This window comes from Collinsella sp. CLA-ER-H10, assembly GCF_040092475.1.
GTDB lineage: Bacteria > Actinomycetota > Coriobacteriia > Coriobacteriales > Coriobacteriaceae > Collinsella.
The window spans coordinates 90,757-116,250 of sequence record NZ_JBBNLM010000003.1; the positions used below are offsets into that span (position 1 = coordinate 90,757).

Genomic DNA, 25,494 nt, shown 5'->3' on the forward strand with positions numbered 1-25,494 from the left:
CTGCTAGAGATATACCACTCTACGTAATACAACAGACTGTTGTATTTAAACTCCGTATAAAACGCGGCTGCCGAAACGCTTCAGCAGCCGCCGAATGCACCAACAGATTGTTCTGCGCGCTAGCACGTCGGGCAACGGAGCAGCACGGGCCCTCCGGTCATGCGCACCGCTCACGCCCGCGATGTCGCCGAGAGAGCTATCCACGCTTAGGGCTCCAACCAAGCAAGTCGCCCGCGCTCAGCAGATCCCTAAGCGAGCTACTCGCACTCAGGAGCCATAGCCTGCTCCAAGAGCTCGGCATGCTCCTCCTCGAAAACCGTCCCCACAGGGAAGGCGCGACGGAAGACGAAGTGGGAAATCGGACCGGCTACCAAAAGGTTCCACGGCAGCGCCATCACAAAATTATGCGGGATGTTGATCATCCAGATCGCGGGCACGGAATACAGGTTCGCAAGGATGCCGCCGGGCATGTGCGTCAGACCCTCGCAGGCACCGTAAAGCGACATGATGATGACCATGGGAACGACCATGCAGGAGCTGACGGCGAGCGTCATGGCAAGTGGCGAGCTCTTGCCCGGCGTGACCAAGTACTTAAAGGCGAAACCCTTGGCGAGCGGGCTGGCGACGAACCAGTCGCAGCACATGGCAAAAATGTAGGCAACGGGGAAGCCGAGCCACGCAGCGGCAACAACCTCGCCGTTGATGGCCCCGTGCTGTAGGGCAACGTTGTAGATGCTCATCCAGAGCACCATGCAAAAGCACATGATAAAGGTGAACAGCAGGCTCTCTCGTTTGTTGATAGGCATAAAGGGCAGATTCCTCTCTGTGTTGTGCCGCGGCGCCACGCAACAAAAACGGGCGGGCAAGATGGAGCTGTTGGAACTTCATCTCGCCCGCCCGTGGTACGCGCGTCTGCGACTACTTATGTGGTGGAACCAGCCTAGCACGAAACGCATGCGCTTCGTAAGCGTTGAGTTTATGAAGATGCAGGGCACCAATAATCCCCCCGACCCCATAAGTTGCGGTGGAATACGGACTGTTTTGACCCTTTAAGCAGCAATTCAGTCCCTATTTCACCGCAACTCATTGGGGGTGCAAAGTAACCTGTCCCCCTTGCACCAATTAGCTGGTGTGGCGCCAGCGAGGGTCGGTGAGCGTACGCGCCACACCCAGTCCAACGGGCAGAAACGCTACGATGAGCACTGCGCGCACAAACCAGCCGAGCATATTGACCGTGTCGAAGGTGCACATGTAATACATCGAGCGATACAGATACAAGCCCGGCACCATAATGACAATCGAAGGCACCGTGAGGGCGATGCGCGGGTAGGTGAGCTTGACTTCAGCCAAGCTTGCGAGCAGCCCCGATACCAGCGCGCCGATAAACGCTGCTGCCTCGGGAGGCATTCCCGTGCTGAGGCCCAGGAAGGGAATCATCGTCGGCGCATCGACAAGGGTCAGACGCAGGGTATTGGACACGGCGCCGATCAACCCAGCTGCCGCGGCCATCTTTACCGGGCTGTTGAACATCACCGAGAAGCCGAATACGCCAACGAAGCTCATCAGTATGCGCAAGAGCGTAAGAGCCAACGGTGAGAGGCCGAGCGGGGCGAAGTCATCCGGCGCCAGTCCCACGCACTCGGCAACCATCCAACCTACGAGGGTCGCCATCACAATAATCGACACAGCATACGAAAGACGCTCAATGCCGCTTCGCATATCGAGCTTAGCGATGTCGAGGCCTGCCGTAATGAGGGGAAAGCCGGGAATCACAAAGAGCATGGCGCCGATATAGCCTTCTTGGTGCGACATTGCCCCCGGTACGACCTGGCCAAGGCCGAGCAATGCCAGCAGATACGAAACGCAAGCGAGCGCAACGCCGGTCGTCAGCGCGCTGAACTGACCAAGGCCTTGCTTGAGAATATGGGAGCGGGCAAAGTTGCCGACACCCGCGCCCACAAACGCGCAGGCCATCTCGATAGGGCCGCCGCCGAGCAAAAAGACGAAGGCGCCGCAAGCACAAGCTGCCGCAAGGCCCTGTTGCCAGGGAGAGTAATCGGGTTTTGAACTCTCAACGGTCTTGAGCATCTCGTGGTATTCGTGCACGGTAAACCGGCGCCCATACGTCTCGATTTCCTTTAAGAAGCTCTCCATCATCCAAATGCGATGGGTATTGACTCCCGTTGTGGGCAGGCTGACAACCTCGTTAAAGCAGTGGCCATCTTCGATGCAGGTGCACTCAAACGACAAAAGACTTAAGTCAACGTGGATGGTGACACCGAGTACGGCGGCAACACGATTCATGGTATCGCGCACGCGCCAGGCACCCGTTCCGCTTGCCAGCATAAGCATGCCGGTGCGGCAAATGATGGATGATTTATCGGTGAGCGGCGCATCGACGGCAAGTTCATCGCCTGCCGTCACGATCTGGTGCCAGTCAGTTTTCATATGGAGTGCGCCGGCACGAACGCCATGGTGTAGGGGGGCTCTCGAAAGCAGCGAGTCAAGGCGCGAAGGCTGTGGGGGCTCCGTTGATTCGCCCTCGTCCTCGCCGGGCTCCTCATCGACCAGATCAAATGAGTCAAGCGGCGCTGGCTCGCGACGGTCGATCAGCTCCTCGTCCTCATCATCAAAGTAATTGAACTGATCGAGCATGTCCTCTTCGATTGCACGCTCGCTCACATCGTCCATACGGGCGCTCCCTTCCTACCGACTAACCCCCATCCTAGGCAGCAACGGCTAAAGGAAACATAAAAGAGACGGCTGTCATGCGAGCCATGTGCACAATAGCCGTTGGGTAGTCGTTTAAGAATGTCCACAATGACTATTGACAGCCAAGGCAACGCCGATGCCTTGGCAACGACAGCGAAAGCCCGCCAGAGCGAGCAAGGTGCCTTGAAACAAGGCGGCATTGACCTTTTGGTCATGCCGCCGAAGTTGAAAGGCAGATTGCCGCTCTGGCGGGCTTGCAGCGTCAACTGGTTACGGCGTTTGGCAAAACGCCGTAACCCCCTAGTACATCTTTGCGCCGGCGGGGATGGAGGCGTCGAGCTGGATCAGGTTGAGGCGCTCCTCGCCCTCCTCCTCGTGGACAGCGCTGATCAGCATGCCGCAGCTGGGAATACCCATCATCTTGCGCGGAGGCAGGTTGGTGATGGCGAGCAAGGTCTTGCCAACCAGGTCCTCGGGCTCGTAATAAGCGTGAATACCGGAGAGGATGGTGCGGTCGGTGCCGGTGCCGTCGTCGAGCGTAAAGTTCAGCAGCTTCTTGGACTTCTTGACGGCCTCGCATGCCTTGACCTTCACAGCGCGGAAGTCGCTCTTGGAGAAGGTATCAAAGTCGACGAACTCCTCAAACAGCGGCTCAACGGCGATCTTGGAGTAATCGAGCGTGGGCTTAAGCGACTTAACGAACGGGCTCGCGGCGTTGCCGGCCTCGGCAGCCTTGGCGGCAGCGGCACCGGACTGGAAACCCTTCTCGGGCTTCATGTGCGGGAACAGCAGCACGTCGCGGATAGAAGCCTGGTTGGTGAGCAGCATGACCACGCGGTCGATACCAATGCCAATGCCGCCCGCGGGAGGCATACCGTACTCGAGGGCGCGCACGTAGTCCTCGTCGTACTCCATGGCCTCGTCGTCACCGCCGGCCTTCTCGGCCATCTGGGCGGCAAAGCGCTCGGCCTGGTCGACCGGATCGTTGAGCTCGGAGAACGCGTTGGCGTACTCGTGACCGGCAATAACCAGCTCAAAGCGGTGCGTCAGGCGCGGGTCGTCCTCAAAACGCTTGGCAAGCGGGCTGACCTCGATGGGGTAATCGCACACGAACGTCGGGTTGACGATGGTGTCCTCGCCCAGCTCATCGTAAATCTCGGCGATGATCTTGCCAGCAGTCCACTCGGGCTTGATCTCCAGGCCCTTCTCGCGCGCGGCGGCAGCAAGCTCCTCGACCGGCGTGTCGATGGTGACCTGCTTGCCGAGCACGTCGGAGACGATGTCGGTCATGGGACGGCTGGCCCACTCACCAGAAAGGTCGATGGTCTGGTCCTGGTACTCGATGACCTCGGGGTTGCCGATGGCCTTGTTGGCAGCCTTGATGACACCTTGGGCGAGTGCCTTCATGCCCTCGAGGTCGGAGAAGGCACGGTAGGCCTCCATCGTGGTGAACTCGGGGTTGTGGGTAAGGTCCATGCCCTCGTTACGGAAGATGCGGCCGATCTCGAACACGCGCTCAAAACCACCGACGATGCAGCGCTTGAGGTGCAGCTCGGTGGCAATACGCAGGTAGCACTCCTGATCGAGCGCGTTGAAGTGGGTGATGAACGGCTTAGCCGTAGCGCCGCCTTGGATGGTCTGCAGGATGGGGGTCTCGACCTCCATGTAGCCGTCGGACTCCATAAAGCGACGGAAGGTGGAGAGAATCTGCGAACGCTTACGGAAGGTCTCGCGAACGTCGTCGTTGGCGATCAGGTCGACATAGCGCTGGCGATAGCGGGTCTCCTTGTCGGAAAGACCGTGGAACTTCTCGGGCAGCGGACGAACGGCCTTGGCAAGCAGGGTCGCGCTCTTAGGGGCAACGGAAAGCTGGCCACGCTGGGTGCGCACGACCACGCCGGTCACGCCCAGGATGTCGCCCAGGTCGAGGGCCTTGAGCGTACTCCAGGCAGCCTCGTCCATGTCGTTGATGCGGCAGAACAGCTGAATCTCGGCAGTCGCATCGCGCACGACGATGAACATGATCTTGCCCTGACCGCGCTTGGCGACCACACGGCCAGCGATCTTCACGACGTCCTCGGTGTCCTCGCCATCGGCAAGCTCAGCGTACTTAGCCTCGATATCGGCGACGTAGTCCTCAAGCTCAGAGTGCTCGGGATAGGGGTTCTGGCCCGCCTCGAACAGGGCGGCGCGCTTGGCCAGGCGGGTGGCGCGCTCGTCGTTGAGCGTCGATGCCTGATCGGCGGCGTTCTGGTTCTCTGCCATAAGTTAGCTCCTCAAACTAAAACGCTCCCCAGGATTCGGTCCCAGGGAGCGAAAACATACCTTTACGCGGGACCGTGGTCTAGCGTGCGATCTTGGCGATGGTGTAGACGCGAGTCTTGCCGGAAGGCGTAACGACCTCGACGGAATCACCCTCGCCGTGACCGATGATGGCGTGACCGACCGGAGACTCGTTGGAAATCTTGTGCTCGAGCGAGTTGGTCTCGGTGGTACCGACGAGCGTGACTTCCATGACCTCGCCGTTGGGATCAATCAGCGAAACGGTGGAACCGATGGAGACGGTCAGATCGCCCGTGGTGGCAGCAACCTGAGCGTTGGCAAGAATGGCCTGGATCTCGGCGATACGAGCAGCATTCTGGGCCTGCTTGTCCTTGGCGGCATCGTACTCGGAGTTCTCCGAAAGGTCGCCGAACGCGCGGGCTTCCTTGATGTCCTCGACGATCTCCTTGGCGTAATCGCCCTCACGCCAGGCGAGCTCCTCGACGAGCTTCTGGCGGCCCTCAGCGGTCAGTACGATCTGGCTTGCGTCCATACGGATATCTCCCCAACTCTGATCAAACAATCAACTGTCAACAAAACGAAAAAGACCGGCTAGCCTGCGGGCAAGCCGGTCAGGTGCTCACCCCAAAGGGATGGGACTACTCTGCGTCCGCGTCGCTGTCCTCTGCCTGCTTCTTCTTGGCAGCAGCGAGCTTGGCCTCGAGCTCAGCGATCTCCTTGTCCTCCTCGGACTGCTCGACCACGACCTCCTCGGCCTGCTTGGTCTCGGCCTTATCGTCGCCCTCCATACCCTCGCGGATATTCTTGACGGTAGAGCCGAGGGACTTGCCGAGCTTCGGCAGGTTCTTGGGCCCGAAGATAATCAGGACAACGACGAGAATAATGATGAGCTCAGGAGCCCTCAGTCCAAACATGTAGACCTCCACAATACAGCGAGACAAGCTCGAATGAGTATACCGCGGGTATCGCGGTATCACAACACTAGCTAAAAAAAGGGACCGCAAGAAGCGGTCCCTCCTCATGCTCTGGTCGGGTTGACTGGATTTGAACCAGCGACCCCTGCGTCCCGAACGCAGTGCTCTACCAAACTGAGCCACAACCCGTTAGCTCGACTATAATAACAAAGATTTTCGCCGCGTGCTAGAGAAATTTTTATTTCTTTGGCGCGTCAATTTGAACCGTGTTGGGAATAAGCTCAGTCGCGCAGGCCCACCAGCCACTTTGCTGGGCAGCATCGGCAAGCCTTTCGGCCGTGGCAGCGGTGTCGCAAATGGCAAACGAGCAGGCACCCGATCCGCACACATCTACAGCAATGGTGCCGTCCTGTTTACGCAGCCAATCGAGAACCGTTTGAATCTGCGGCTCCATCTGTGCGGAAATGACACCCAGGTTGTTATGGATGAGCGCATATGCCGTCTCGGCATCACCAGCACGCAAGGCAGAAGCTATCGCGCCAGGCTTGTCCGCAGGCACCGGGGCCTCGTCAAAACATCGATAGGCTTCAATTGTCGAAACGCTCGCCTCCCGCGGCTTAACCAGCACAACGGGCGTCGCGGGCAGCACGGAGTACTCAGTTGCCAGCACGTCTCCCCCACCTACGTAAAACGCAGGGCTCGCGTGCAAAAAGAACGGGACGTCGGCACCAATGCCCCGTGCAATGTCATCGAGCGCGGGGTCGGTGCGATCAATGCCCCAGAGCTCTGCCAAGGCGACAATGACCGCGGCCGCATCCGTCGAGGGGCCGCCCAAGCCGGCGCACAATGGAATGCGCTTCTCAATCGTCACGCAGATGTTTGCCTCGCGACCATAATGCTCGGCCATAGCAACCGCAGCCCGATACGCCGTATTCTTTTGCATGGGAAAATCTGATGCCGGAACCGTCTGGACGGTCAGCGCCTGCGCCGGCGCGACCGTCACGGTATCGGAAAGACCGACGGCTGCCATCAGGGAATCGACCCTGTGGTAGCCGCGGTCATCGCGCTCGGTATGAACCCCCAGGTAGAGGTTAATCTTTGCCGGCGCGGAAAGAGTCAGGGACCAATCGGTCACCGTTAATGCTCCTCGAGCTGATTGCCGAGCGGGGTAAAGATATGCTCGCCGCTCTCGGGGTCGAACAACTCGACCTGGCCGGTGAGGACATCGATGTACTGGTAGGACTGACGCGACTTGCGGCCGCGGCGCTCGTCAACCTCGACGATAAAGACGGCGGGGTGGACGCTCTTGATGGTGCCCATGCGCTCGACGACGCGGGTGCGGCCCATGTTGGCCTTAACCTTGACGCGATCGCCCACCATATCGGTCAGCTTCTCGTGGATGTCGTCGACATGATTGACTTCCATCTCTTCCATGAACAGGGCCTCCAGAAGGTGCAATTCAAAAAGGGGATAATACCCCTAAGATAGACAAAACTCTAATACTATAGCACCCTGTTGTGGCCATACGCAACTAGCTAAATAAGCCCCGTCCCAAATACGTACCAGACGACAACCTCGCATGACCAGTTGTTACGCGGTTTGGTAAAACCGCGTAACCTAAAGGTTGTCGGTGTCCAAGACGATGGTGAATGGGCCGTCGTTGACCAAGTCGACTTTCATATCGGCGCCAAAGATACCGTGCGCCACGTGTTCGACATCTTGACGAACGAGCGTCAGGAAGTACTCGTAGAGCTCGTTGGCGACATCGGGGGCGCCGGCATCCGTAAACGATGGGCGGCGACCGTGGCGGCAGTCGGCGAACAGCGTGAACTGCGACACCACGAGCACCTCGCCGTCGACATCGGCAAGCGCCAAGTTGGTCTTGCCGTTCTCGTCCTCGTTGATACGTAGCCCGCGGAGCTTGCCCCACAGCTTGTCGGCCTCGGCACGTGTGTCGCCGTGACCCACGCCCAGCAGCACCAGGTAGCCGCGCCCAATGCGACCCACGCATTCGCCATCGACCGTCACGCCGGCGTTGAGCACGCGCTGCACCACCGCACGCATGGCCTACTCCTCGCCCGTCAGCTTGGCGGACAGATGCTCGAGCGCGTGGAAACGATGGCTGATGGCGTTCTTCTCGTCAGCCGTCAGCTCGGCCATGGTCTTGCCCGGCGTGTCGACCGGCAGGAACAGCGGGTCGTAGCCAAAGCCGTGATCGCCGCGGCCCTCGTGTGCGATAACGCCCTCGCAGGCGCCCTCACCATAGGTGACCAAACCGTCCGTGTCGATGAGCGCGACGACGCTCATAAAGCGCGCAGTGCGGTCCTCGTCGGCCACGCCCTCCAGATTTACGAGCAGCTTGGCGTTGTTGGCGGCATCGTCTCCGTGCACGCCCGCATAGCGCGCGCTATACACACCGGGCTCACCGTCCAGCGCGTCGACGACCAAGCCCGAATCGTCGGCAATGGCCATAAGGCCCGTCTCCTCAACCGCGGCTTGGGCCTTGATGATGGCGTTCTCCAAAAACGTCGTGCCGTTTTCCTCGGGATCCTCAAAATCACCCAGCTGGCCGAGCGCCACAAAGCGCACCTCGGGCATGACCTTGCCCAAAATGGCCTCGATCTCGGTGAGCTTATGGGCGTTGCCCGTTGCCACGACGATGGTCGCCGCCGGGTCGAGGGTGTCGATGTCAATCTTCTCAAGTGCCATGACTGGCCTCCTTGTCTCTATAGCAAGCCGCGTGAGGGGCGTTTGGGCACTTGACCCCTCCCCTCTCAGGCGATCGGACCTTTCAACGCAGCATTTCAGCAGATAAAACCTACCAAAATAAACCTGTCCCTTTTTGGCAGGTTAGGCGATGGCTTGGCGCTGAAGCTCGATGAGCTCGGCGACACCCTTGTCGCCCAGGTCAAGCAGGGCGTTGAGGCGTTTGCGGTCGAAGGGCGCCTGCTCGCCGGTGCCCTGGAGCTCGATCATCTCACCGGTATCGGTGGCGACGAGGTTCATGTCGACCTCGGCATGACTGTCCTCGGAATAATCGAGGTCAAGCAGCGTATTGCCGTCGACAACGCCCATGGAGATGGCAGCCACCTGACCGATAAGCGGGATGCGCTCGATCTTGCCCGCCTCGACCCACATGGCGAGGGCGTCGTGCAGTGCCACCCAGGCGCCGGTGATGCTCGCTGTACGCGTGCCGCCATCGGCCTGAATTACATCGCAGTCGACGGTGACGGTGTACTCGCCGAGCGCCTTCATGTTGACGACGGTACGCAGGCTGCGGCCAATGAGGCGCTCGATCTCCATGGAGCGACCCTTGCGGTTGGCGTGCTCGCGCTTGCAGCGCTTGCCGGTCGACGCCGGCAGCATGGCGTATTCCGCGGTCACCCAGCCGGCCTTAGCTCCCTTTCGCCAGCCCGGCACGCCCTCCTCGATAGTGGCGGCGCACAGCACGCGCGTGTCACCGAACTCGGCCAAACACGAGCCGTGGGCGTGCTTCATGACGCCGCGAGTAAGCTTGATGGGGCGCAGCTCATCGGCGGCGCGGCCGTTGGCGCGGTTGACCTGCATATACTCCATAGAAATATCCTTTCGGCAAAAGATGTGGCGAAGGCTTTGGCGGCTGCCTTACATCTATTTCAGTTCATCGATATCGATATGTTCGATGCTCTTGAGCGGCTGACCAAAGATAAAGCTGCCCGCCACCGCAAACTCGGCAATGTTATCGGCCGTCGTGGCAAAACGATGCTGTGGCTCGGCGGCATCGCCCGCCAGCTGCTCGCGGCGCGTGAGGATATCGGTCAGCTCGCGTGTGGTCTCCTCGGCGGAACTCACGACGCGCACCCCAGGCCCCAGCGCATGGCGGATAGGTCCCACCAACAGCGGGAAATGCGTACAGCCGAGCACCACGGTATCGATACCGTGGTCGCGCAGCGGCTCAACCGTGGCACCCACCAGCGCACGCACGGCAGGCGTATCGAAGATGTCCTCGTTCTCAAGCCACTGTTCCTGCAGATGTGCACCCGAGGCGAGCTCGTGTTCGACAACCTCGACAAAGCTCGAGGCAGGACAGCCGTATACATCGACGCCGGCATCCAGGTCCTGAATGGCGCGCGTGTAGGCGCCCGAGCGAATGGTGAGGTTGGTGGCGAGCACGCCCACGCGACGCGAGCGGGTGCTGTTGATCGCCGCACGGGCACCCGGCGCGATCACACCGATGACGGGAACGTCGAGCACCTGCTGGGCCAGACGCAAGGCCGCAGCGGTCGCCGTGTTGCAAGCGATGACCATAATCTTGACGTCGTGCTTCGAAAGCCAACGACCCGCCTGCAACGCAAACGAGCGCACCTCATCCTCGGTACGCGTGCCGTAGGGACAGCGCTTGGTGTCGCCAAAGTAGTAGACGGACTCGTGCGGAAGTGCCGTTGCGATCGCGCGCGCGACCGTCAAGCCGCCCAGGCCCGAGTCGAACACGCCGATCGGACGCGTGTCCCCGGCCATATTATCGATATCGGACATTACCTCACCAGATTCTCTCTCGAAAAATGCGACCAATCGTGATGCGTCGCGCTACGAACGGGCTGCGACCAGCAGCTCGGCCGTTGCCACCCAACCGTCGACAATCTTGCCGCGCGTAATATAGGCATTGTCGCAGGCGTCCAAGAACTCCGGGGCACCGGCGCTCGTCAGACCGTTCTCGACCAGGCAGAACATGCCAACATGGTCGGCCATGTAGAAGTCGGACTCGGAGTCGCCGAGCGCAAGCGTCTCCTCGCGCTCGATCCCCAGGTGCTCGCAGAAGCGCGCAATGGCAACGCCTTTGTTAAGACCCGCCGGATTGATGTTGAAGGCGCGACCGTCCTCGACGCGATTAAGCTCGAGCGTCGTCGGCTTGGACAGGTGAGTCAGATGGCCGTTGCAAGCCCAGACCAGACCGCAGCCGGCCTCGTCCAGGATGGCCTGGACCTCATCGTCGGGCACATCGCCGCGCATGCCGACGGTGACCTCACGGTACTTGTAGCCGGTCGACATGTCGTTGTGGTACTCGATCTTGTGCGGCCAGCGGGCAAGGATCTTCTCGCACACGCCGGTCTGCTCGATCACTTGGTGCGGAGTAAGGCCGCAGGCGGGGTCGTAAGGCATGTCGCCGGTCAGATACTCCCAATCGTTGGCTTTGAGGTCGTACATGACCAGACCGCCCATCTCGCCGATGTAGGAGTTGAGGCCGAGCACGCGCGCGTCCTCGTGGATCATGGTACGGTTGCGGCCCGAGGTGGGAACCACCTGGATACCAGCGCGAGCGAGCGCCACGACGGCCTCGACGAGTTTGGTCGAAGGGTTGCCGTCGTTGTCGCGCAGCACGCACGAGCCGGGCGCGAGCATCGTGGCATCCAGGTCGGTAAAGACGTACTTGACCTTGGCCAAGCGCTCGCGCATCTCGCCCGAAAGCTCGGCAACGGTCGGCAGGGTATTGTGGGACATGGTTACTCCGTTTACGTAGAAGGATTTGGACTTGGACGGCATGTTTTGATTGAGGGAACACGCTTATGGCGACAGCGCACTCAGGGCGCCGCCGCCATCATGGTTCATTAGTCAAACTGGGTAACATCGATCAGGCGATTGGCCAACGAAAGGTCGCTCTCGATGGGCACGAACTCGTCGCCCACGTGCATGAGCTCCTCGTCACCCTTTGCCAGCAGCAAGACAATGGTAGGAGCATCGGGGTTGACGTACTCCTCGCGCGCCGCCTTGAACGCCGCATGCACGGCAGCTTCGCGATCGAGGATGATCTTGTTCGGCGTATCGTCGGGAACATGTTCGGCAAGCTCGCGACAGACCTTCATCGGGTCCTCGTGAGCCGGGTCCTCATTGGCAAAGATCATCAGGTCGGAATACGGTGCGGCCTCGCGCGGAAGCTGCTCGCGGCGCTCCTGCGCCTTGCCGCCGGCAGCGCCAAACACCGCGATGACCGGGCTGGCGGGAAACGCGCGCTTGACCGACGAGAAAAGCGAACGGAACGAAAGCTGGTTGTGCGCATAGTCGACGACGCAGATCACGCGGCCGTCCTTCGACTCCACGACCTCCATACGGCCCGGCACACGCAGTTTGGAGAGGCCCTTCTTGATAGCCTCGATACCGATGCCGATCTCGCGCGCGGCGGCGATAGCGACCAGCGCGTTCTCCACGTTAAAGTCGCCCGCGATGCCCAGCAGGACCTTCTCCCCCGCCTCGGACTCGTCGGCACACAGGCCATGCAAGTTGAACTCGATGCTAAAGCCGACCATGCGTACGTCGCTCGCCCACAGGCTCGCCTCGGGATGCTCGACGCCAACGGTCACCAAGCGCTCGGCCGTCGACGCTGCCTCCAGCACACGGTCGACCTCTTCGGTGCCCAGATTCACCACGGCAGTCTTTGCCTGGTCAAAGATCCTGAGTTTGCTCTCAAAATAATCCTCAAATGTGGGGTGTTCGATCGGCGAGATGTGGTCGCGGCCGATGTTGAGGAAGCACGCCACGTCAAACGGCAGATTCTCGACGCGTTGGTACTTGAGCGCCTGGCTCGAGACCTCCATGACCATGGACTGGCGACCGGACGTGCGGCAGTTGGCGATATGGCGCCAGACCTCGGGGGCCTCGGGCGTAGTATTGGTGCTCTCATAGCACTCGATACCATCGTCGGTACTCACCGAGCCGATCATGCCGCAGGACTCGCCCGCCGCCTTGATGATGGACTGGAGCATAAAAGCGGCCGTGGTCTTTCCCTTAGTGCCGGTGATGCCCACGATCTTGACGTCGTGGTCGGGACGGTCGTAGACCTCCGGCGGCAACAGGGCCATGGCCGTGCGAACGCTATCAACAACCAGCATCGCAGCACCGCTCTCCTGCGCCAGCGGCTCCAGAGACTCGACCAGCGACTCCTCGCACACAAATGCGACGGCGCCCGCATCGAGCGCCATGCGCAAAAACGCGAGCTTAAAGGCAGCACCTTTGCAAAAGAACACGTCACCTGCCGAGACCGCGCGCGAATCAAACGAGCAGCCGGTCACGGCACGCTCGTCAACCTGCTCTGATGCGCGCAGCTCGCCGCACACATCGAGAAGCTTGGCAAGCGTATCGACCGTGGTCACGGTCGCGGAATCCGAATGGTGCATCTTTCACCTTTCTCAGCCATTTGGCAGGGACGGTTTTTATAGTAACTGAAACGCACCCACGCAAAAACGGCTCCCGGAGGAGCCGTTACGCGCAGGCGTTCGTAAGCCGAGGCTAGGCAGCCTGAACAGTGGGCTGGTCCTCGTCGATAAAGAAGCGCTTGTACCACACCAAGAACACGAGCGGCGTATAGATCTTGCGTTGGAAATCGCCCTTGCCCGCAAAGTGCAGATCGAGTAGGTGCATGAGCTCGTCGGTATCGAAGAACTCGCTTGCCCACGGCGCGGTGAAGTACTCCTTGACATAGTCGTACCACTTTTGCTCGCGCAGCCAGTAGACAATCGGCACCGGGAAGCCCACCTTGGGACGGGTGGCCCACTCATCGGGCAGCGACTTGTTGGCAGCGTGGCGGAGTACTTGTTTGTTGCCGTTCTCGTTGATGCGGTAGCGGTCGGGAATGTGCTCGGCGAACTCCATGACTTTGCGGTCCAGGAAGGGCACGCGCAGCTCCAGCGAGTGCGCCATGCACATCTTGTCGGCCTTGAGCAGAATGTCGCCCGGGAGCCACATGTTCATGTCCAGGTACTGCTTCTTGACCAGTTCGGGCTGACCCTTCACGCGTGCGTAGATGGGTGCAGCGAGCTCAAAGGCGCCGTCGCCGGTGTTGTACTCGGGCTTGAGCACGCCGTCGACCTCGCGCTCCGGCCATACCAGAGCCTGTCCCAGGAACGACTTCTCGGGGATCTCGGCACCCTTGACCAGGAAGTTATGTCCCTTGAAGTACGGCATATGCAGCGCCAGGTTACCGAGCGCGCGACGGATAGGCAGCGGCACCATCTTTTTGTACTTGCGGACCGGGACCGTATCCTCGTAGTAGGCGTAGCCACCAAAGAGTTCGTCGGCGCCTTCGCCCGAAAGCACGACGGTAACGTCCTTGCGGGCCATCTCGGCCAAGAACCACAGCGGCACGGAAGACAAATTGGACTGCGGCTCATCCATGTGATACTGGATGTCCTCGAGCGCACCGAAGAACTCGTCGGCGGTAATCATCTTGCGAACGTTCTCGACGCCGAGCTTATCGGAAAGCTCCTTGGCGTAGTTGGTCTCGTTGAAGTTCTTGTAGTCAAAGCCCACCGAGAAGGTCTTGTCGGGCATGAGGCAAGCGGCGATGTAGCTGGAGTCGACGCCACCGGAGAGGAACGACGCGACCTTGACGTCGGCGATGCGATGGGCCTCGACGCTCTCGTGCACGACCTCGTCCAGCTCGTCGACATACTCCTCGAACGGCTTCTCGACGGCAGAGTAATCGCAATCCCAGTAGCGCTCGATGTTCATCTTGCCGGTCGGGATATCGACGGTAAAGTAGTGCGCCGGCGGCAGCTTGTAGACACCCTCGAAGAAGGTCTCCTCAGTCGCCGAATACTGCAGCGTCATGTACGGACGCAGAGCCTTTTTGTTGACCGCCTTGTGGAAGTGCGGGTAGTCCAGGAAGCTCTTGATCTCGGAACCAAAGAGCACGCCCGGAGCGCCGTCGCCCGCATCGGCCATGGGATAGTAGTAAAGCGGCTTGATGCCAAAGATGTCGCGGGCGCCAAAAAGCTTGTTCTTCTTTTTGTCCCAGATGACGAAGGCGTACATACCGCGCAAGCGATCGAGTACGGCCTCGCCCCACTCCTCGTAGCCGTGTAGGAGGCTCTCGGTGTCGGCGCCGCAGTGGAACTTGTAGCCCTTGGCCTCGAGCTCGGAACGGAGTTCTTGGAAGTTGTAGATCTCGCCGTTGAAGACAATGACGACGCTACCGTCCTCGTTGGCCATGGGTTGGGCGCCAGCCTCGGTCAAGTCGAGGATCGACAGGCGACGGAAGCCGAGGGCAACGCGGCCGTCGATAAACTGGCCGCCCATGTCGGGACCGCGATGGACGATGCGGTCCATCATCTTGGTGAGCACCTCGGATTGGTTATCCGTCCCACCGACAAAACCGACAAAACCGCACATATACTATCCCCTCTGCTGTTGCTGGGCGTCAAATCGAATCAGTAGCTTTTGAGTATACCCGAGGGCGTAAAGAGGGGCGGAATGTTCAGGCAATCTCAACTGAATCAGCTCCGTGCCGACACGCGCCAGTTACCTTTAATGGATATGAGGTGAATGGGGCGATTGTTTTGCTATACTCTCTCCGCACGGGCGATTGGCGCAACGGTTAGCGCAGGTGCTTTACACGCACAAGGCTGGGGGTTCGAATCCCTCATCGCCCACCACTGAATTGTTAGGCTCCCAGCAATGGGAGCCTTTCTTTTCTGGGCCCATCGCAGAGGGATTCGAACCCGACAGGGTGCGGAGCTGAGGAAACGCGCAAGCGTTTTCCAGCGCAGCACGCGAGGGCCGTAGGCCCGAAGCGAGAGCGGGCGGCGAAGCTGCACGCGACATCCCTCATCGCCCACCACCGAATTGGAAGCGGTCCCCGAAAGGGGACCGTTTTTGTTTGCGCCCATCGCAGGGGGATTCGAACCCGCAAGGGTGCGGAGCTGAGGAAACGCGCAAGCGTTTTCCAGCGCAGCACGCGAGGGCCGTAGACCCGAAGCGAAAGCGGGCGGCGCCAGCCGCACGCGGACATCCCTCATCGCCCACCACTGAATTGTTAGGCCTCCAGCGATGGAGGCCTTTCTTTTTTCAGGCCCATCGCAGAGGGATTCGAACCCGTCAGCACGTCTGTCACAAAGGCCGTGGTCAAAAAATGGCAAAAATGAGTACTGCTACTTTGTTTGCAACATATAAATAGACAGTATTTGCTTAAGTTACGCAACATATGTCCATTATAAGGACTAACAGTTAGATCAAAATCGTGCTTTCATCGTCATTTCGACTTGCTATCTGGCCTTATTAGTCCAAAATTGCTGCTACCAAATCGGTAACAGTACTCATATTTGATGTTTTTTGACCAGCAGGTCTCCCTGCCTTAGCAAATCTAAGGCAAAACGGGCTCCAGACCGCTGAATCATGCCGCATAGGACACGCCCACAGTCCGGAACCCGGTCCAAATTGAGTTATTGCGCCGCGTTAGCCCAAGACATCCGACAGGATCTCGATCAGGCTGTCCACGTCGGCTTCCTCGCAGACGAGTGGCGGCAGGAAACGCAGCGTATGGGCACCCGTAGCGTTGATTACGGCACCGGCCCCCAATGCACGGGCCACAACGTCGTGTGCATCACCCGCAGTATCGTCAAGATCGCAGCCGAGCATCAGGCCACGGCCACGCACCTCTACCACATGCGGAAGCTTAGCCAGCGCCTGCTCCATATAGGCGCCCACCTTGGCGGCATGCTCGGCATAATCGCCGCGCACAAGCGCGGAGAGCGTCGCGGCACACGCCGCGATGGCCAAGCAGCTACCGCCGAAGGTCGAACCATGATCGCCGGGCTTAAACACGTCGGCAATCTCCTTCTTTGCCACGACGGCACCCATGGGCACGCCGTCGGCAATGCCCTTGGCAAGGCTCATGATGTCAGGCTCCACGCCATAGGTTTGGAATGCAAATGGCTTGCCGGAGCGGAAGATGCCGCACTGGACCTCGTCGGCGATAAGCACGGCGCCCACTTCGTGTGCCAGGTCGCGCGCTGCCGCCATAAACTCCTCGGTCATGGGGTGCACGCCACTCTCACCCTGGATCGGCTCGAGCATCACGGCACAAATCTCGCTCCCCAGCTGCTTAAAGATTGCACGCAGTTCATCGACATCGTTGGGCGTGCAGGCCACAAAGCCACCCGGCAGCGGGCGGAAGCTGTCCTGCAGCCAATCCTGCATGGTGGCGGCAATGGTCTCGAGCGTACGACCGTGGAAGCCACCGCGCATGCACACGATGGTGTTGCCGCCATTACCGGCACGCTTGGCGTACAGGCGCGCGAGCTTCATCGAGCCCTCGTTGGCCTCGGCGCCGGAGTTGGCAAAGAACGTCTCCCACACCCGCTCGCCCGCAGCCGGGGCACCAAGAGCAGCTGCCGTGGTCTCATCGCCGGCGACAATGGCATCGGCAAGCACGCGCGCACCATCTACGTCGTCGTTAGCAAGCTTGGACAGCAGCGCCGCGACCTGTCCGCGCTGCTCGATGTAGAAATAGTTGGAGACATGCATGAGCTTTTTGGTCTGTGCCTCGAGCGCCGAGAGCACAGCCAGGTTGCCATGACCTAGGCTGCACACGCCGATGCCGGCAAGAAAGTCGAGGTACTCACGGTCATCGTCGCCGGTGAGCTTCATGCCGTGACCCTCGACAAACTCGACCGGAGAGCGGCCAAAGGTATGCATAACGTAATGGGATTCAAGCGATTGCTGAGCTGCAAGTGACATGGGATGCCTTTCGTTGAGCGCCGGACGGCGCAGACCTATGGGTGCAGGAATGGGGCGGCTGCGGGTCAGCTAGACCGTCTGAAGCTTCTCGACCTCGTCGAGGTTCTCGGTCAGACGCGCAGCAAACGTCGAAAGCGGATGCGGATGCGTATCGAACTCGTAAGCCGTCTCGGTGGAATGGATCACGGTACCGACGCCGGCATCGGTCAGCAGCTCCAGCAGCAGCGAATGCGGCGTGGTGCCGTTGATGATGTGAGCACGAAATACGCCGCCGGCAAGCGCATCGACGGCCGCGCGCAGTTTGGGAATCATGCCCTTATCGACCTCGCCGCCGTAGAGCATCTCGTTAACCTCGTCGAGCGTTAGGTTGGAGATAAGCGAGTCCTTGTCGCTAAAGTCCTTGTACAGGCCATCGACATCGGTCAAAAAGATCGCCTTATGCGCGTGGAGCGCCGCAGCAACGGCACCGGCGGCGGTATCGGCGTTGATGTTGAAGAAACCGCCGTCCTCCCCCGCCGCGACGGTTGCGATGACGGGGATGTACTCGCTGTCGAGTAAGCGCTCGATATAGTCGGTGTTGACGTGCGTCACTTTGCCCACGCGACCGAGCTCGGGGTCGAGCGGCTCGGCGATGAGCGTGCCGGCATCGCTGCCCGACACGCCCACGGCCAGGTTGCCGTGGTGGTTGATGGCAGCAACCAGCTCCTGGTTGACCTTGCCGCCCAACACCTCGCGCACGATATCCATAGTCGCCGGCGTGGTCACGCGCTGGCCGTTCTTAAACTCGACGGGAATATCGTAATGGCTCAGCGCCTCGTTGATAGCCTTGCCGCCGCCGTGCACGATGACGGGGCGCATACCGATGATCTTGAGCAAAACGATGTCGCTCATCACGTCGCGGCGCAGCTGCTCATCAACCATGGCGGCTCCGCCATATTTGATAACAACCGTCTTGCCGGTCAGGTTCTTAATCCACGGCAGCGCTTCGAACAGCAGCTGCGCGGTTGCTTCGTTGGATTCGCTCGAACGACAATCGCGTGCGAATTTCATAATCTGCCTCGTCTTTCATATCGTTATCGCGCCGTGCTCCGCTGTCCGCAATCGCGGCAAGATGCGCAGCGTGCCCGGAATCTAGGAACGGTAGTCACCGTTGATGGAGATGTACTCATGCGTGAGGTCGCAGGTCCACACGGTCGTTGCCGCGTCGCCTGCGCCCAGGTCGGCCGAGATCACGATCTCTGGCGCCTCGAAACGTCGTAGAGCCTCGTCCTCGTCAAAGGGAACAGTCAGACCATCGCGACAGACAGGCATGCCCATCATGTCGATGGAAACGTCTTCCTGATTAAACTTCACGCCGCACTTGCCGAGTGCCATAGCAACGCGACCCCAGTTGCAGTCGTGGCCGGCGATGCAGGTCTTAACGAGCGGCGAGTTGGCAACGGCACGGGCGGCGATATCGGCTTCCTCGTCGTTCACGGCGCCGGTAACGTTGACCGTAACAAGCTTGGATGCGCCCTCACCATCGGCGGCGATATTGCGCGCCAGGCTCTCGCACACCTCGTGCACAGCAAATGCCAACTCGTCAAAGGCATCGGAGCCCTCGACGATAGGCTCGACATCTGCGGCAGCGGCGCCGGAGGCAAGCATGATGCAGGTGTCGTTGGTCGAGGTGTCGGAATCGACCGTTACCTTGTTAAAGGTCTGCTTGACGGTCGAGAGCAGCAGGGCATGAAGTGCCGCAGGCTCGACGGGGGCATCGGTGGTGATAACTGCGATCATGGTGGCCATGTTGGGCATGATCATGCCCGAGCCCTTGCACATGCCGCCTACCGTATAGACATTACCCGCATGACCCGCCGCCTCGCTGACGTAGGACACGGCGTACTCCTTGGAGTGCGTGTCGGTCGTCATGATGGCGCGAGCGGCATCGGCGCCACCGTGGGCGGAGAGCGCCTCGTAGGCGGCAGGAATGGCGGTCTCAAACGTGTCGATCGGCAGAATCTGGCCAATCACACCCGTGGAGGCAACCAGAATCTGCTGGGGCTCACAGCCGATGACCTGCGATGCGATGCTGCACGTCTCGCGCGCGCATGCAAGGCCGGTCTCACCCGTGGCGGCGTTAGCATTGCCAGAGTTGACCGAAACGCCGGCGATGATTCCGTAGCCCTTGTCGGCACCGCCCAGGTTGGCACGGCTCACCTGCACGGGCGCCGCGCAAAAGCGATTGGTGGTAAACACGCCGGCACCGGGACAGGGTTTATCGGGCACGACGAGCGCGTAATCCAGACGCTCGGGGTTCTTGCGGAACCCAGCGTGGATGCCTGCAGCCTTAAAACCAGCCGCAGCCGTAACGCCACCCTCGACGGCGCGAATCTTGATATCAAACAGCTCGGTATTCATCGTCTTTATGACTCCTTATGTCAAACAAAAAACGGACATCGGTTGGTGCGCCATGCCAGTCGTAATCATGAGACCAGCTTAAGAGTGGCGCCCCACTCGATGCCCGACTACCAAATCGTTAACAATCGAATGTGCTACACCGGGCACGCCACTGTGGGCAAGCCTCGTCGCTCGTCAAAGCCAAAGACGATATTGGCGCACTGGACTGCTTGGCCCGCAGCGCCCTTGCACAGATTGTCGATGGCGCCCGTCGCCACCAGCACGCCCGCACGCTTGTTGAGCGCGAGGCCAATCTGGGCGGCGTTGGTGCCGACGACCGAAGCCGTCTTGGGCTGCTGGCCGGCATCGAGTACGCGCACGAAGGTGCGTCCAGCGTAGAACTGCTTGTAATAGTCGACAACGTCCTCAAGGGTCAAGGTATCGATAGCCTGCGGCGTGAGCGGCAGCGTCACCGTGGAGAGCAGGCCGCGCTTGAGCGGTGCCAGATGCGGGGTGAAGACGACACGATCGGTCAGACCAAGGATCTGCTCAATCTCGGGCGTATGACGATGCTTGCCTACGCCATAGGCCTCCAGGTTCTCGTCTGCGCCACAAAAATGGGTGCGAGCGTTACAGGACTTACCGGCACCCGTCACGCCGCTAATGGCATCAACGATCACGGGGCCGCTCTGGGCAACCCAGCCGGCGCGCACGGCGGGCGCGGCGGCAAGGCTCGTTGCGGTGGGATAGCAACCAGCGCAGGCGACCAACACGGGTTTGCCGTCGGCATGGTCAGATGCGGCGATCTCCAAGTCTTGGCAGAACAGCTCGGGCAGGCCGAAAGCGCGGGTCTTGAGCAACTCGGGGCTCGTGTGCTCGGCGGCATACCATGCCTCAAAGACAGACGCGTCGCTCAGACGGTAATCGGCCGAAAGATCGAAGCAGGAGACGCCAGATGCAAGCAGTGCGGGCACCTGTGCCATGGCAGCCGTGTGCGGCACGGCCAAGAAGACGGCGTCGCAGGATTTAAGCTCGGGGGCGTCATGCGTGGTGAAAACCAGATCGCTCACGCCAGCAAAGCTCGGATACACCGCGGACAGCGGCTGGCCGGCATCGGCGTTGGACGTAATGGCGACAAGTTCAAACTCGGGATGGCCAAGCACGAGGCGAATGAGTTCGGCGCCGGCATATCCAGCCGCGCCGACGATTCCAACCTTCAAAGACATATCAGACTCCTTGTCTGCGATTTATGCACCGATGCGCATTTCGCAGCGGTTGTTATGAAGTGGGTTGAAACTTTAGCACCAAAAGATGCATGAACACGTAAATGGCTTGCATATTCATGCATTGAAACAATCCCGACACATTCGCTTGAAGGAATTGACAAATGGAGCGGGCCCCGTATTGACCGGCGCTCCTAACGGCACCGGGCAATACGGGGCCCGCCCATGCGAAAACCAAGTTGTTAGGATGAGCCAGCCGGCTAGAGCTCGACCGGCACCCATTCGTCGTGATTGCAGATAAAAGCCTCGGGATCCTCGACGCTAAAGAAGACGAGCGTGGGGTCGTTAGGCCCCTCATAGTGCTCGCCCAGGTGCTCTAGATGCTTCCACCCGGCTTCGCGCATTTCGTCTAAAGCCCGGTCATCCAAGCCGGCACGCCCGCGCAAGATGAGCCAGCCATGGCCCGGCCACCAACTCGTGGCCTCAAAGCGCTGGTTTTGCAGCAGCTCCTGCCACACATCTTTGGTGCGCGCCGTTACAAACCACAGCTTGCCGTCCTGGATCTGCGCAAACGAAAACGGACGCACATGCGGCTGTCCGTCAACGCTCGTCGCCAAATACCATGCCGGCACTGACGTCAGATACTCCAAAACCGTATTCAATCCGTCCATGTGTCCTCCTGGCACTAGCTAATTCAGAACGGGTAGTTAATTTGAGACACGCTAGAGCTCCAGGCGCTCCTCGCTGCCGTCGATATCACAGAAGCGCGCGGCAATGTTGCGGACCGAAAAGAAAGCAAGGCGGCCGTCGTTGGCACTCTCGTGTTCCTCGCCAATGCCCACCATGTGCTTAAAACCCGCTTGACGCACCTTGTCGCTCGCAACTGCGTCGTCCTCAAGTGCGGCTTCGCCGGTCAATACGATCCAACATTCCCCCGGCTTCCAGCCCGAGAGCTCAAACTTGGGATTCGCGCTCAGCTCCGCCCACACATCTTTGTCGCGCGACGTACAAAACCACAGTTTACCGTCATCGACCATGGCAAACGAAAACGGCCTCACGCGAGGCTGATGCCCGTCGGCTACATCGGTCGTGGCCAGATACCACGCCGGAATGCGCCTGAGATACGAACAGGCGCGCTCAAGCTGAGCCGTGCGGTCGTTGTCGGTCATAGGGACCCCTTTCTTGCGCTCGAATCGCGCCTAAACAAGTTGAAGGTTGATGACGATGACGCAGATGAGCAGCAACGCCGTCACCACCGCCGCCAACGCATCGCCGCGGCCAAACGTAAGTGCATGCAGACGCGTGCGTCCCTGTTCGCCGTGATAGCAACGCGCATCCATGGCGGCCGAAAGCGTCTCGGCATGACGGAACACGCCCGTGAACAGCGGAATGGCCACACTGCCGAGCATACGCACGCCGCCGAGCGGGCCTCCCGTCACGCGCGCACCGCGGCTCGCCTGCGCATCGGCCGTCTGCTTCATCTCGGTAGCGAACTGCGGCATAAAGCGCAACGCGATACCCATGATCATGCCGAGCTCATGCGCCGGAAGCCCCACGCGCGCAAACGGTGCGAGCAGACGCTCAAAGCCCGCAGTGAGGTCGAGCGTCGGCGTGGTGAGCGTGATAGCGCTCATACCGGCCATCATCAAGGTCAGGCGGCACGCCATAAAGGCGGCGGAATGCAGCGAGCCCTCGCTTATCTGCAAAAAGCCGAGCTGCCACAGAATGCGCCCGCTCTGGTCGGTAAACAAGTTGAGCACCGCGACCACGACGACGATTGCCAGCAGCGGCGCCATCGACGACAGAACGCGACGAACCGGCACCCGAGACACGGCATAGATCAGCACGACAAACATTGCGACAGGGGCCAGTCCGCGGAAGCCGCCGACGGTCAGCGTCGTGATCAGAAACACAAAGCCCAAGAGCAACTTAGTTCGCGGGTCCAGGCGGTGGATCGCACTATCGCCGGGATAGTAGCTGCCAAACGAAAACGCCTCCATTAGCAGCCCTTCTCTCGCGCGACCGTCTTGAATTTAGCAATGTCCGCGACGTTAGAAGGACCGCCCGAGCAACCGATTAGCAGGTCCACCAACTCGTCTGTCAGCGACTCAACCGTATAGAGGCCGTCAAAGCGCAGCGGCACGCCCGCCTCCGTAAGCGCCAGCGCCATACGCTGGGCGGCGGGAACGCCCAAGCCGATTGATTTAAGCTCATCGGCATGCGCAAAAACCTGAGCGGGCGTGCCCTCGGCAAACACCGCGCCCTCGTTCATCACGACAATACGGTCGCAGCAATTGGCCAGGTCATCCATACTATGCGAAACCATGACAACGGTCAGGCCATCGCGGTGAAGTCGATCGATAAGCTCAAGGAAATCCCTGCGCGCAGCCGGATCGAGCCCCGCCATGGGCTCATCGAGCACCAGGACTTCGGGCTCCATGGCGAGCACGCCGGCGAATGCCACACGCCGTTGCTGACCGCCCGAAAGCTCAAAGGGACTCTTGTCGCCGACCGTGGAAAGGTCGAGGCCCACGCGTGAGAGCGATGACTCGACACGACGGTCGACTTCATCTTGCGGCAAGCCAAGGTTATGTGGACCAAACGCCACGTCCTGCGCCACGGTTTCGGCAAACAGCTGACGCTCAGGATATTGAAACACCACGCCGACCTTGGCCTTAACCGCGGCGGCGTCTTTCTTGTTTGACAGATCGAGCCCCAGCGCGCGAACGGATCCCTCCTGGGGGCGAATCAAACCGTTGAGATGCTGGACCAGCGTCGACTTACCCGAACCGGTATGACCTGCCAAGCCCAGGAACTCGCCGCGACGCACCGTCAGCGATACATCGCGCAGCGCCCACGGGCTGCTTGGGTCGTTTCCCCAGAGAGCCTGTTTGCTCGATTTGCCCGCAGTGGCCGAGCGCTTATGCCAGCGGCGGCGCTCGCGCGGACTGAGCGAATAACTGTACGAAACATGGGATAGCTCGATGACGGGCTCCGACGCGTTGCCCTCGTTGTCTACCGGAACAGTGCCGTCAGCGATTTCCGACTGGGATACGGAAGACTGCCCCGCGATGCCTGCCCCACTTCGCTCGGCATAAGCCTGCGCAATCTCGGCGACCATATCCGCCTCACGTACCTGCGCGCAAACGGGCACGCCCTCCGCACGAAGTGCCATGCCCAAACGGCACGACTCTGGCATGTCAAGGTTGAGCTGAACGAGTTCATTCGCCCGCGTCAGAATCTCATCGGGCGTGCCCAGCATGGCAACTCGTCCCGTCTGAAACACGGCGACACGATCGGCCTCGGCAGCCTCCTCCATAAAGTGCGTAATCATCACGATGGTCATGCCGCGAGCGTGCAACGCGCGGCAAGCCTTCATGAGGCCCTTGCGTCCACGCGGATCGAGCATCGAGGAAGCCTCGTCCAATATGAGCACGCGCGGTTCCATGGCGAGCACGCCGGCAAGCGCCACGCGCTGCTTTTGGCCGCCCGAAAGCGCATGGGTCTCGTGGCGCTCAAAGCCCACCAGGCCCACACCCTTCAGCGCCTCGCGTACGAGCTGCGCAATTTGCGCCGATGGCACGCCAAGGTTTTCGGGACCAAACGCAACGTCATCTTCGACAAGCGTTGCCACCAGCTGGTCGTCGGGATTCTGGAATACCATGCCCGCGGTCGAACGAATGTCGTAGACCAGCTCGGGGTCGGACGCATCCATGCCGTTGATGCGTACCGTGCCCGCATCGGGCTGCAACAGCGCATTCAGATGCTTGGCAAACGTCGACTTGCCCGACCCATTGCCACCGAGGATGCAGAAAAACTCGCCGTCCTCGATATTCAGATCGACGCCGTCGAGCGCCGGTACGGCACCGTCATAGCTAAAGGAAACGCCCCGACACTCAATCATGCGCGGCCTTTGACCTGGTCCTTTTTAGGCGTGATGAGGTTGGAGACCGCTTTATACACCGCCAGTGTCAACACCGAGTTAAGCACGGTCTTGATAAGGTTGAACGGCAGCACGGCAGGAATCATGAGCGGGGCGATCACATCGACCGAGCCATACCAGAACCATACGCCAATGGTAAGGTTTGCGACCATAGACAACGCCGTAGCGGCAATAACGCCGAGCACCAGGCCAATCACGGCACCCTTATAGGTATGCATCTTCTGATAGACGATAGCCGCAGGCAGAATGTAGCCCAGCGTGGCAACCAGGTTCATAAGCGCGCCGACCCAGTCACCCGTGGTGAGCGCATGGATAACGATAGCCATAGCGGCAACAGCAGTGCCGGCGCCAGGACCATACGCAAACCCGCACACCATCGCCGGTACCAGCGACGGGTCATACGTCAAAAACGGCGCCGAAGGAAGGATAGGCAGCTGCACGTACATAAACAGGGCGCCCAAGGCGCACATCAACGCCATGGTAACGAGCTGTTTGGTGCTCCACCTATTCGTGTTCTCAAAATGGATATGCTGCGACTGTTCAGACATAAGAT

The 25,494-nt window shown here is 60.2% G+C and carries 23 protein-coding genes and 2 tRNA genes; 1 reads left to right on the forward strand and 24 read right to left on the reverse strand.

The annotated features are described in order from the left end of the window. Positions 1–257: 257 nt before the first annotated feature. The 15 genes from AAAX36_RS02705 to asnB form a co-directional block, all read right to left on the reverse strand. Positions 258–806, reverse strand: coding sequence for a hypothetical protein (locus AAAX36_RS02705; protein ID WP_055285230.1), 549 nt, complete (start codon positions 804–806; stop codon positions 258–260). 316 nt (positions 807–1,122) lie between these two features. After that, positions 1,123–2,691, reverse strand: a complete 1,569-nt coding sequence (locus tag AAAX36_RS02710; protein ID WP_349073900.1) for a threonine/serine exporter family protein — start codon at positions 2,689–2,691, stop codon at positions 1,123–1,125. 321 nt (positions 2,692–3,012) lie between these two features. Next, positions 3,013–4,977, reverse strand: a complete 1,965-nt coding sequence (gene lysS, locus AAAX36_RS02715) for a lysine--tRNA ligase (RefSeq protein WP_349073902.1) — start codon at positions 4,975–4,977, stop codon at positions 3,013–3,015. Between the two features lie 79 nt (positions 4,978–5,056). Further along, a complete protein-coding gene (gene greA, locus AAAX36_RS02720) occupies positions 5,057–5,527 on the reverse strand; it encodes a transcription elongation factor GreA (RefSeq protein WP_006234960.1) in 471 nt (156 codons plus the stop codon). Positions 5,528–5,633: 106 nt separating this feature from the next. Further along, the gene (gene tatA / locus AAAX36_RS02725) at positions 5,634–5,909 is read right to left on the reverse strand and encodes a twin-arginine translocase TatA/TatE family subunit (RefSeq protein WP_022094895.1); all 276 of its coding nucleotides are present in this window, start codon (positions 5,907–5,909) and stop codon (positions 5,634–5,636) included. Positions 5,910–6,021: 112 nt separating this feature from the next. After that, positions 6,022–6,098, reverse strand: a tRNA-Pro gene (locus AAAX36_RS02730). A gap of 49 nt (positions 6,099–6,147) precedes the next feature. Then, positions 6,148–7,044, reverse strand: coding sequence for a 4-(cytidine 5'-diphospho)-2-C-methyl-D-erythritol kinase (ispE, locus tag AAAX36_RS02735; protein WP_349073904.1), 897 nt, complete (start codon positions 7,042–7,044; stop codon positions 6,148–6,150). Positions 7,045–7,046: 2 nt separating this feature from the next. Further along, positions 7,047–7,343, reverse strand: coding sequence for a Veg family protein (locus AAAX36_RS02740; protein WP_006234957.1), 297 nt, complete (start codon positions 7,341–7,343; stop codon positions 7,047–7,049). A gap of 183 nt (positions 7,344–7,526) precedes the next feature. Then, a complete protein-coding gene (gene dtd, locus AAAX36_RS02745) occupies positions 7,527–7,973 on the reverse strand; it encodes a D-aminoacyl-tRNA deacylase (RefSeq protein ID WP_055286755.1) in 447 nt (148 codons plus the stop codon). Between the two features lie 3 nt (positions 7,974–7,976). Further along, on the reverse strand, positions 7,977–8,618 hold the full coding sequence (gene rdgB, locus AAAX36_RS02750; protein ID WP_022094898.1) for an RdgB/HAM1 family non-canonical purine NTP pyrophosphatase: 642 nt from the start codon (positions 8,616–8,618) through the stop codon (positions 7,977–7,979). A 141-nt stretch (positions 8,619–8,759) separates the two neighbouring features. Continuing rightward, positions 8,760–9,485, reverse strand: coding sequence for a ribonuclease PH (gene rph / locus AAAX36_RS02755; RefSeq protein ID WP_349073906.1), 726 nt, complete (start codon positions 9,483–9,485; stop codon positions 8,760–8,762). Between the two features lie 54 nt (positions 9,486–9,539). Next, entirely contained in the window at positions 9,540–10,424 is an 885-nt protein-coding gene (murI, locus tag AAAX36_RS02760; protein ID WP_349073907.1) for a glutamate racemase, read from the reverse strand. Positions 10,425–10,475: 51 nt separating this feature from the next. Continuing rightward, positions 10,476–11,387, reverse strand: coding sequence for an HAD family hydrolase (locus tag AAAX36_RS02765; protein ID WP_138113161.1), 912 nt, complete (start codon positions 11,385–11,387; stop codon positions 10,476–10,478). 107 nt (positions 11,388–11,494) lie between these two features. Then, on the reverse strand, positions 11,495–13,057 hold the full coding sequence (locus tag AAAX36_RS02770; RefSeq protein ID WP_349073908.1) for a UDP-N-acetylmuramoyl-L-alanyl-D-glutamate--2,6-diaminopimelate ligase: 1,563 nt from the start codon (positions 13,055–13,057) through the stop codon (positions 11,495–11,497). Between the two features lie 112 nt (positions 13,058–13,169). Continuing rightward, on the reverse strand, positions 13,170–15,050 hold the full coding sequence (gene asnB, locus AAAX36_RS02775; RefSeq protein WP_349073909.1) for an asparagine synthase (glutamine-hydrolyzing): 1,881 nt from the start codon (positions 15,048–15,050) through the stop codon (positions 13,170–13,172). 187 nt (positions 15,051–15,237) lie between these two features. On the opposite strand from asnB, the gene AAAX36_RS02780 reads away from it, so the two are divergent. Then, positions 15,238–15,313, forward strand: a tRNA-Val gene (locus tag AAAX36_RS02780). Between the two features lie 799 nt (positions 15,314–16,112). On the opposite strand, the gene AAAX36_RS02785 is transcribed toward AAAX36_RS02780, so the two are convergent. The 9 genes from AAAX36_RS02785 to AAAX36_RS02825 form a co-directional block, all read right to left on the reverse strand. After that, positions 16,113–17,396: an aminotransferase class III-fold pyridoxal phosphate-dependent enzyme gene (locus tag AAAX36_RS02785; RefSeq protein WP_346976716.1), complete on the reverse strand. Its 1,284-nt coding sequence runs from the start codon at positions 17,394–17,396 to the stop codon at positions 16,113–16,115. A gap of 69 nt (positions 17,397–17,465) precedes the next feature. After that, on the reverse strand, positions 17,466–18,446 hold the full coding sequence (gene argB, locus AAAX36_RS02790; RefSeq protein ID WP_117583122.1) for an acetylglutamate kinase: 981 nt from the start codon (positions 18,444–18,446) through the stop codon (positions 17,466–17,468). Between the two features lie 81 nt (positions 18,447–18,527). Further along, positions 18,528–19,796, reverse strand: coding sequence for a bifunctional glutamate N-acetyltransferase/amino-acid acetyltransferase ArgJ (argJ, locus tag AAAX36_RS02795; RefSeq protein WP_346976715.1), 1,269 nt, complete (start codon positions 19,794–19,796; stop codon positions 18,528–18,530). A gap of 134 nt (positions 19,797–19,930) precedes the next feature. Continuing rightward, on the reverse strand, positions 19,931–21,001 hold the full coding sequence (gene argC / locus AAAX36_RS02800) for an N-acetyl-gamma-glutamyl-phosphate reductase (protein ID WP_349073910.1): 1,071 nt from the start codon (positions 20,999–21,001) through the stop codon (positions 19,931–19,933). A 257-nt stretch (positions 21,002–21,258) separates the two neighbouring features. Then, a complete protein-coding gene (locus tag AAAX36_RS02805) occupies positions 21,259–21,669 on the reverse strand; it encodes a pyridoxamine 5'-phosphate oxidase family protein (protein ID WP_117745769.1) in 411 nt (136 codons plus the stop codon). A 51-nt stretch (positions 21,670–21,720) separates the two neighbouring features. Further along, positions 21,721–22,167 carry a pyridoxamine 5'-phosphate oxidase family protein gene (locus tag AAAX36_RS02810; protein ID WP_117648255.1) on the reverse strand — a complete coding sequence of 149 codons (447 nt, stop codon included), beginning with the start codon at positions 22,165–22,167 and terminating at the stop codon, positions 21,721–21,723. A gap of 30 nt (positions 22,168–22,197) precedes the next feature. After that, positions 22,198–22,998 (reverse strand): energy-coupling factor transporter transmembrane component T, encoded by an 801-nt coding sequence (locus tag AAAX36_RS02815; protein WP_349073911.1) that lies wholly within the window; start codon positions 22,996–22,998, stop codon positions 22,198–22,200. Then, a complete protein-coding gene (locus AAAX36_RS02820; RefSeq protein ID WP_349073913.1) occupies positions 22,998–24,902 on the reverse strand; it encodes an energy-coupling factor transporter ATPase in 1,905 nt (634 codons plus the stop codon). The genes AAAX36_RS02815 and AAAX36_RS02820 overlap by 1 nt, the downstream gene beginning before the upstream one ends. Next, a complete protein-coding gene (locus AAAX36_RS02825) occupies positions 24,899–25,489 on the reverse strand; it encodes an ECF transporter S component (protein ID WP_055252299.1) in 591 nt (196 codons plus the stop codon). The genes AAAX36_RS02820 and AAAX36_RS02825 overlap by 4 nt, the downstream gene beginning before the upstream one ends. Positions 25,490–25,494 lie beyond the last annotated feature (5 nt).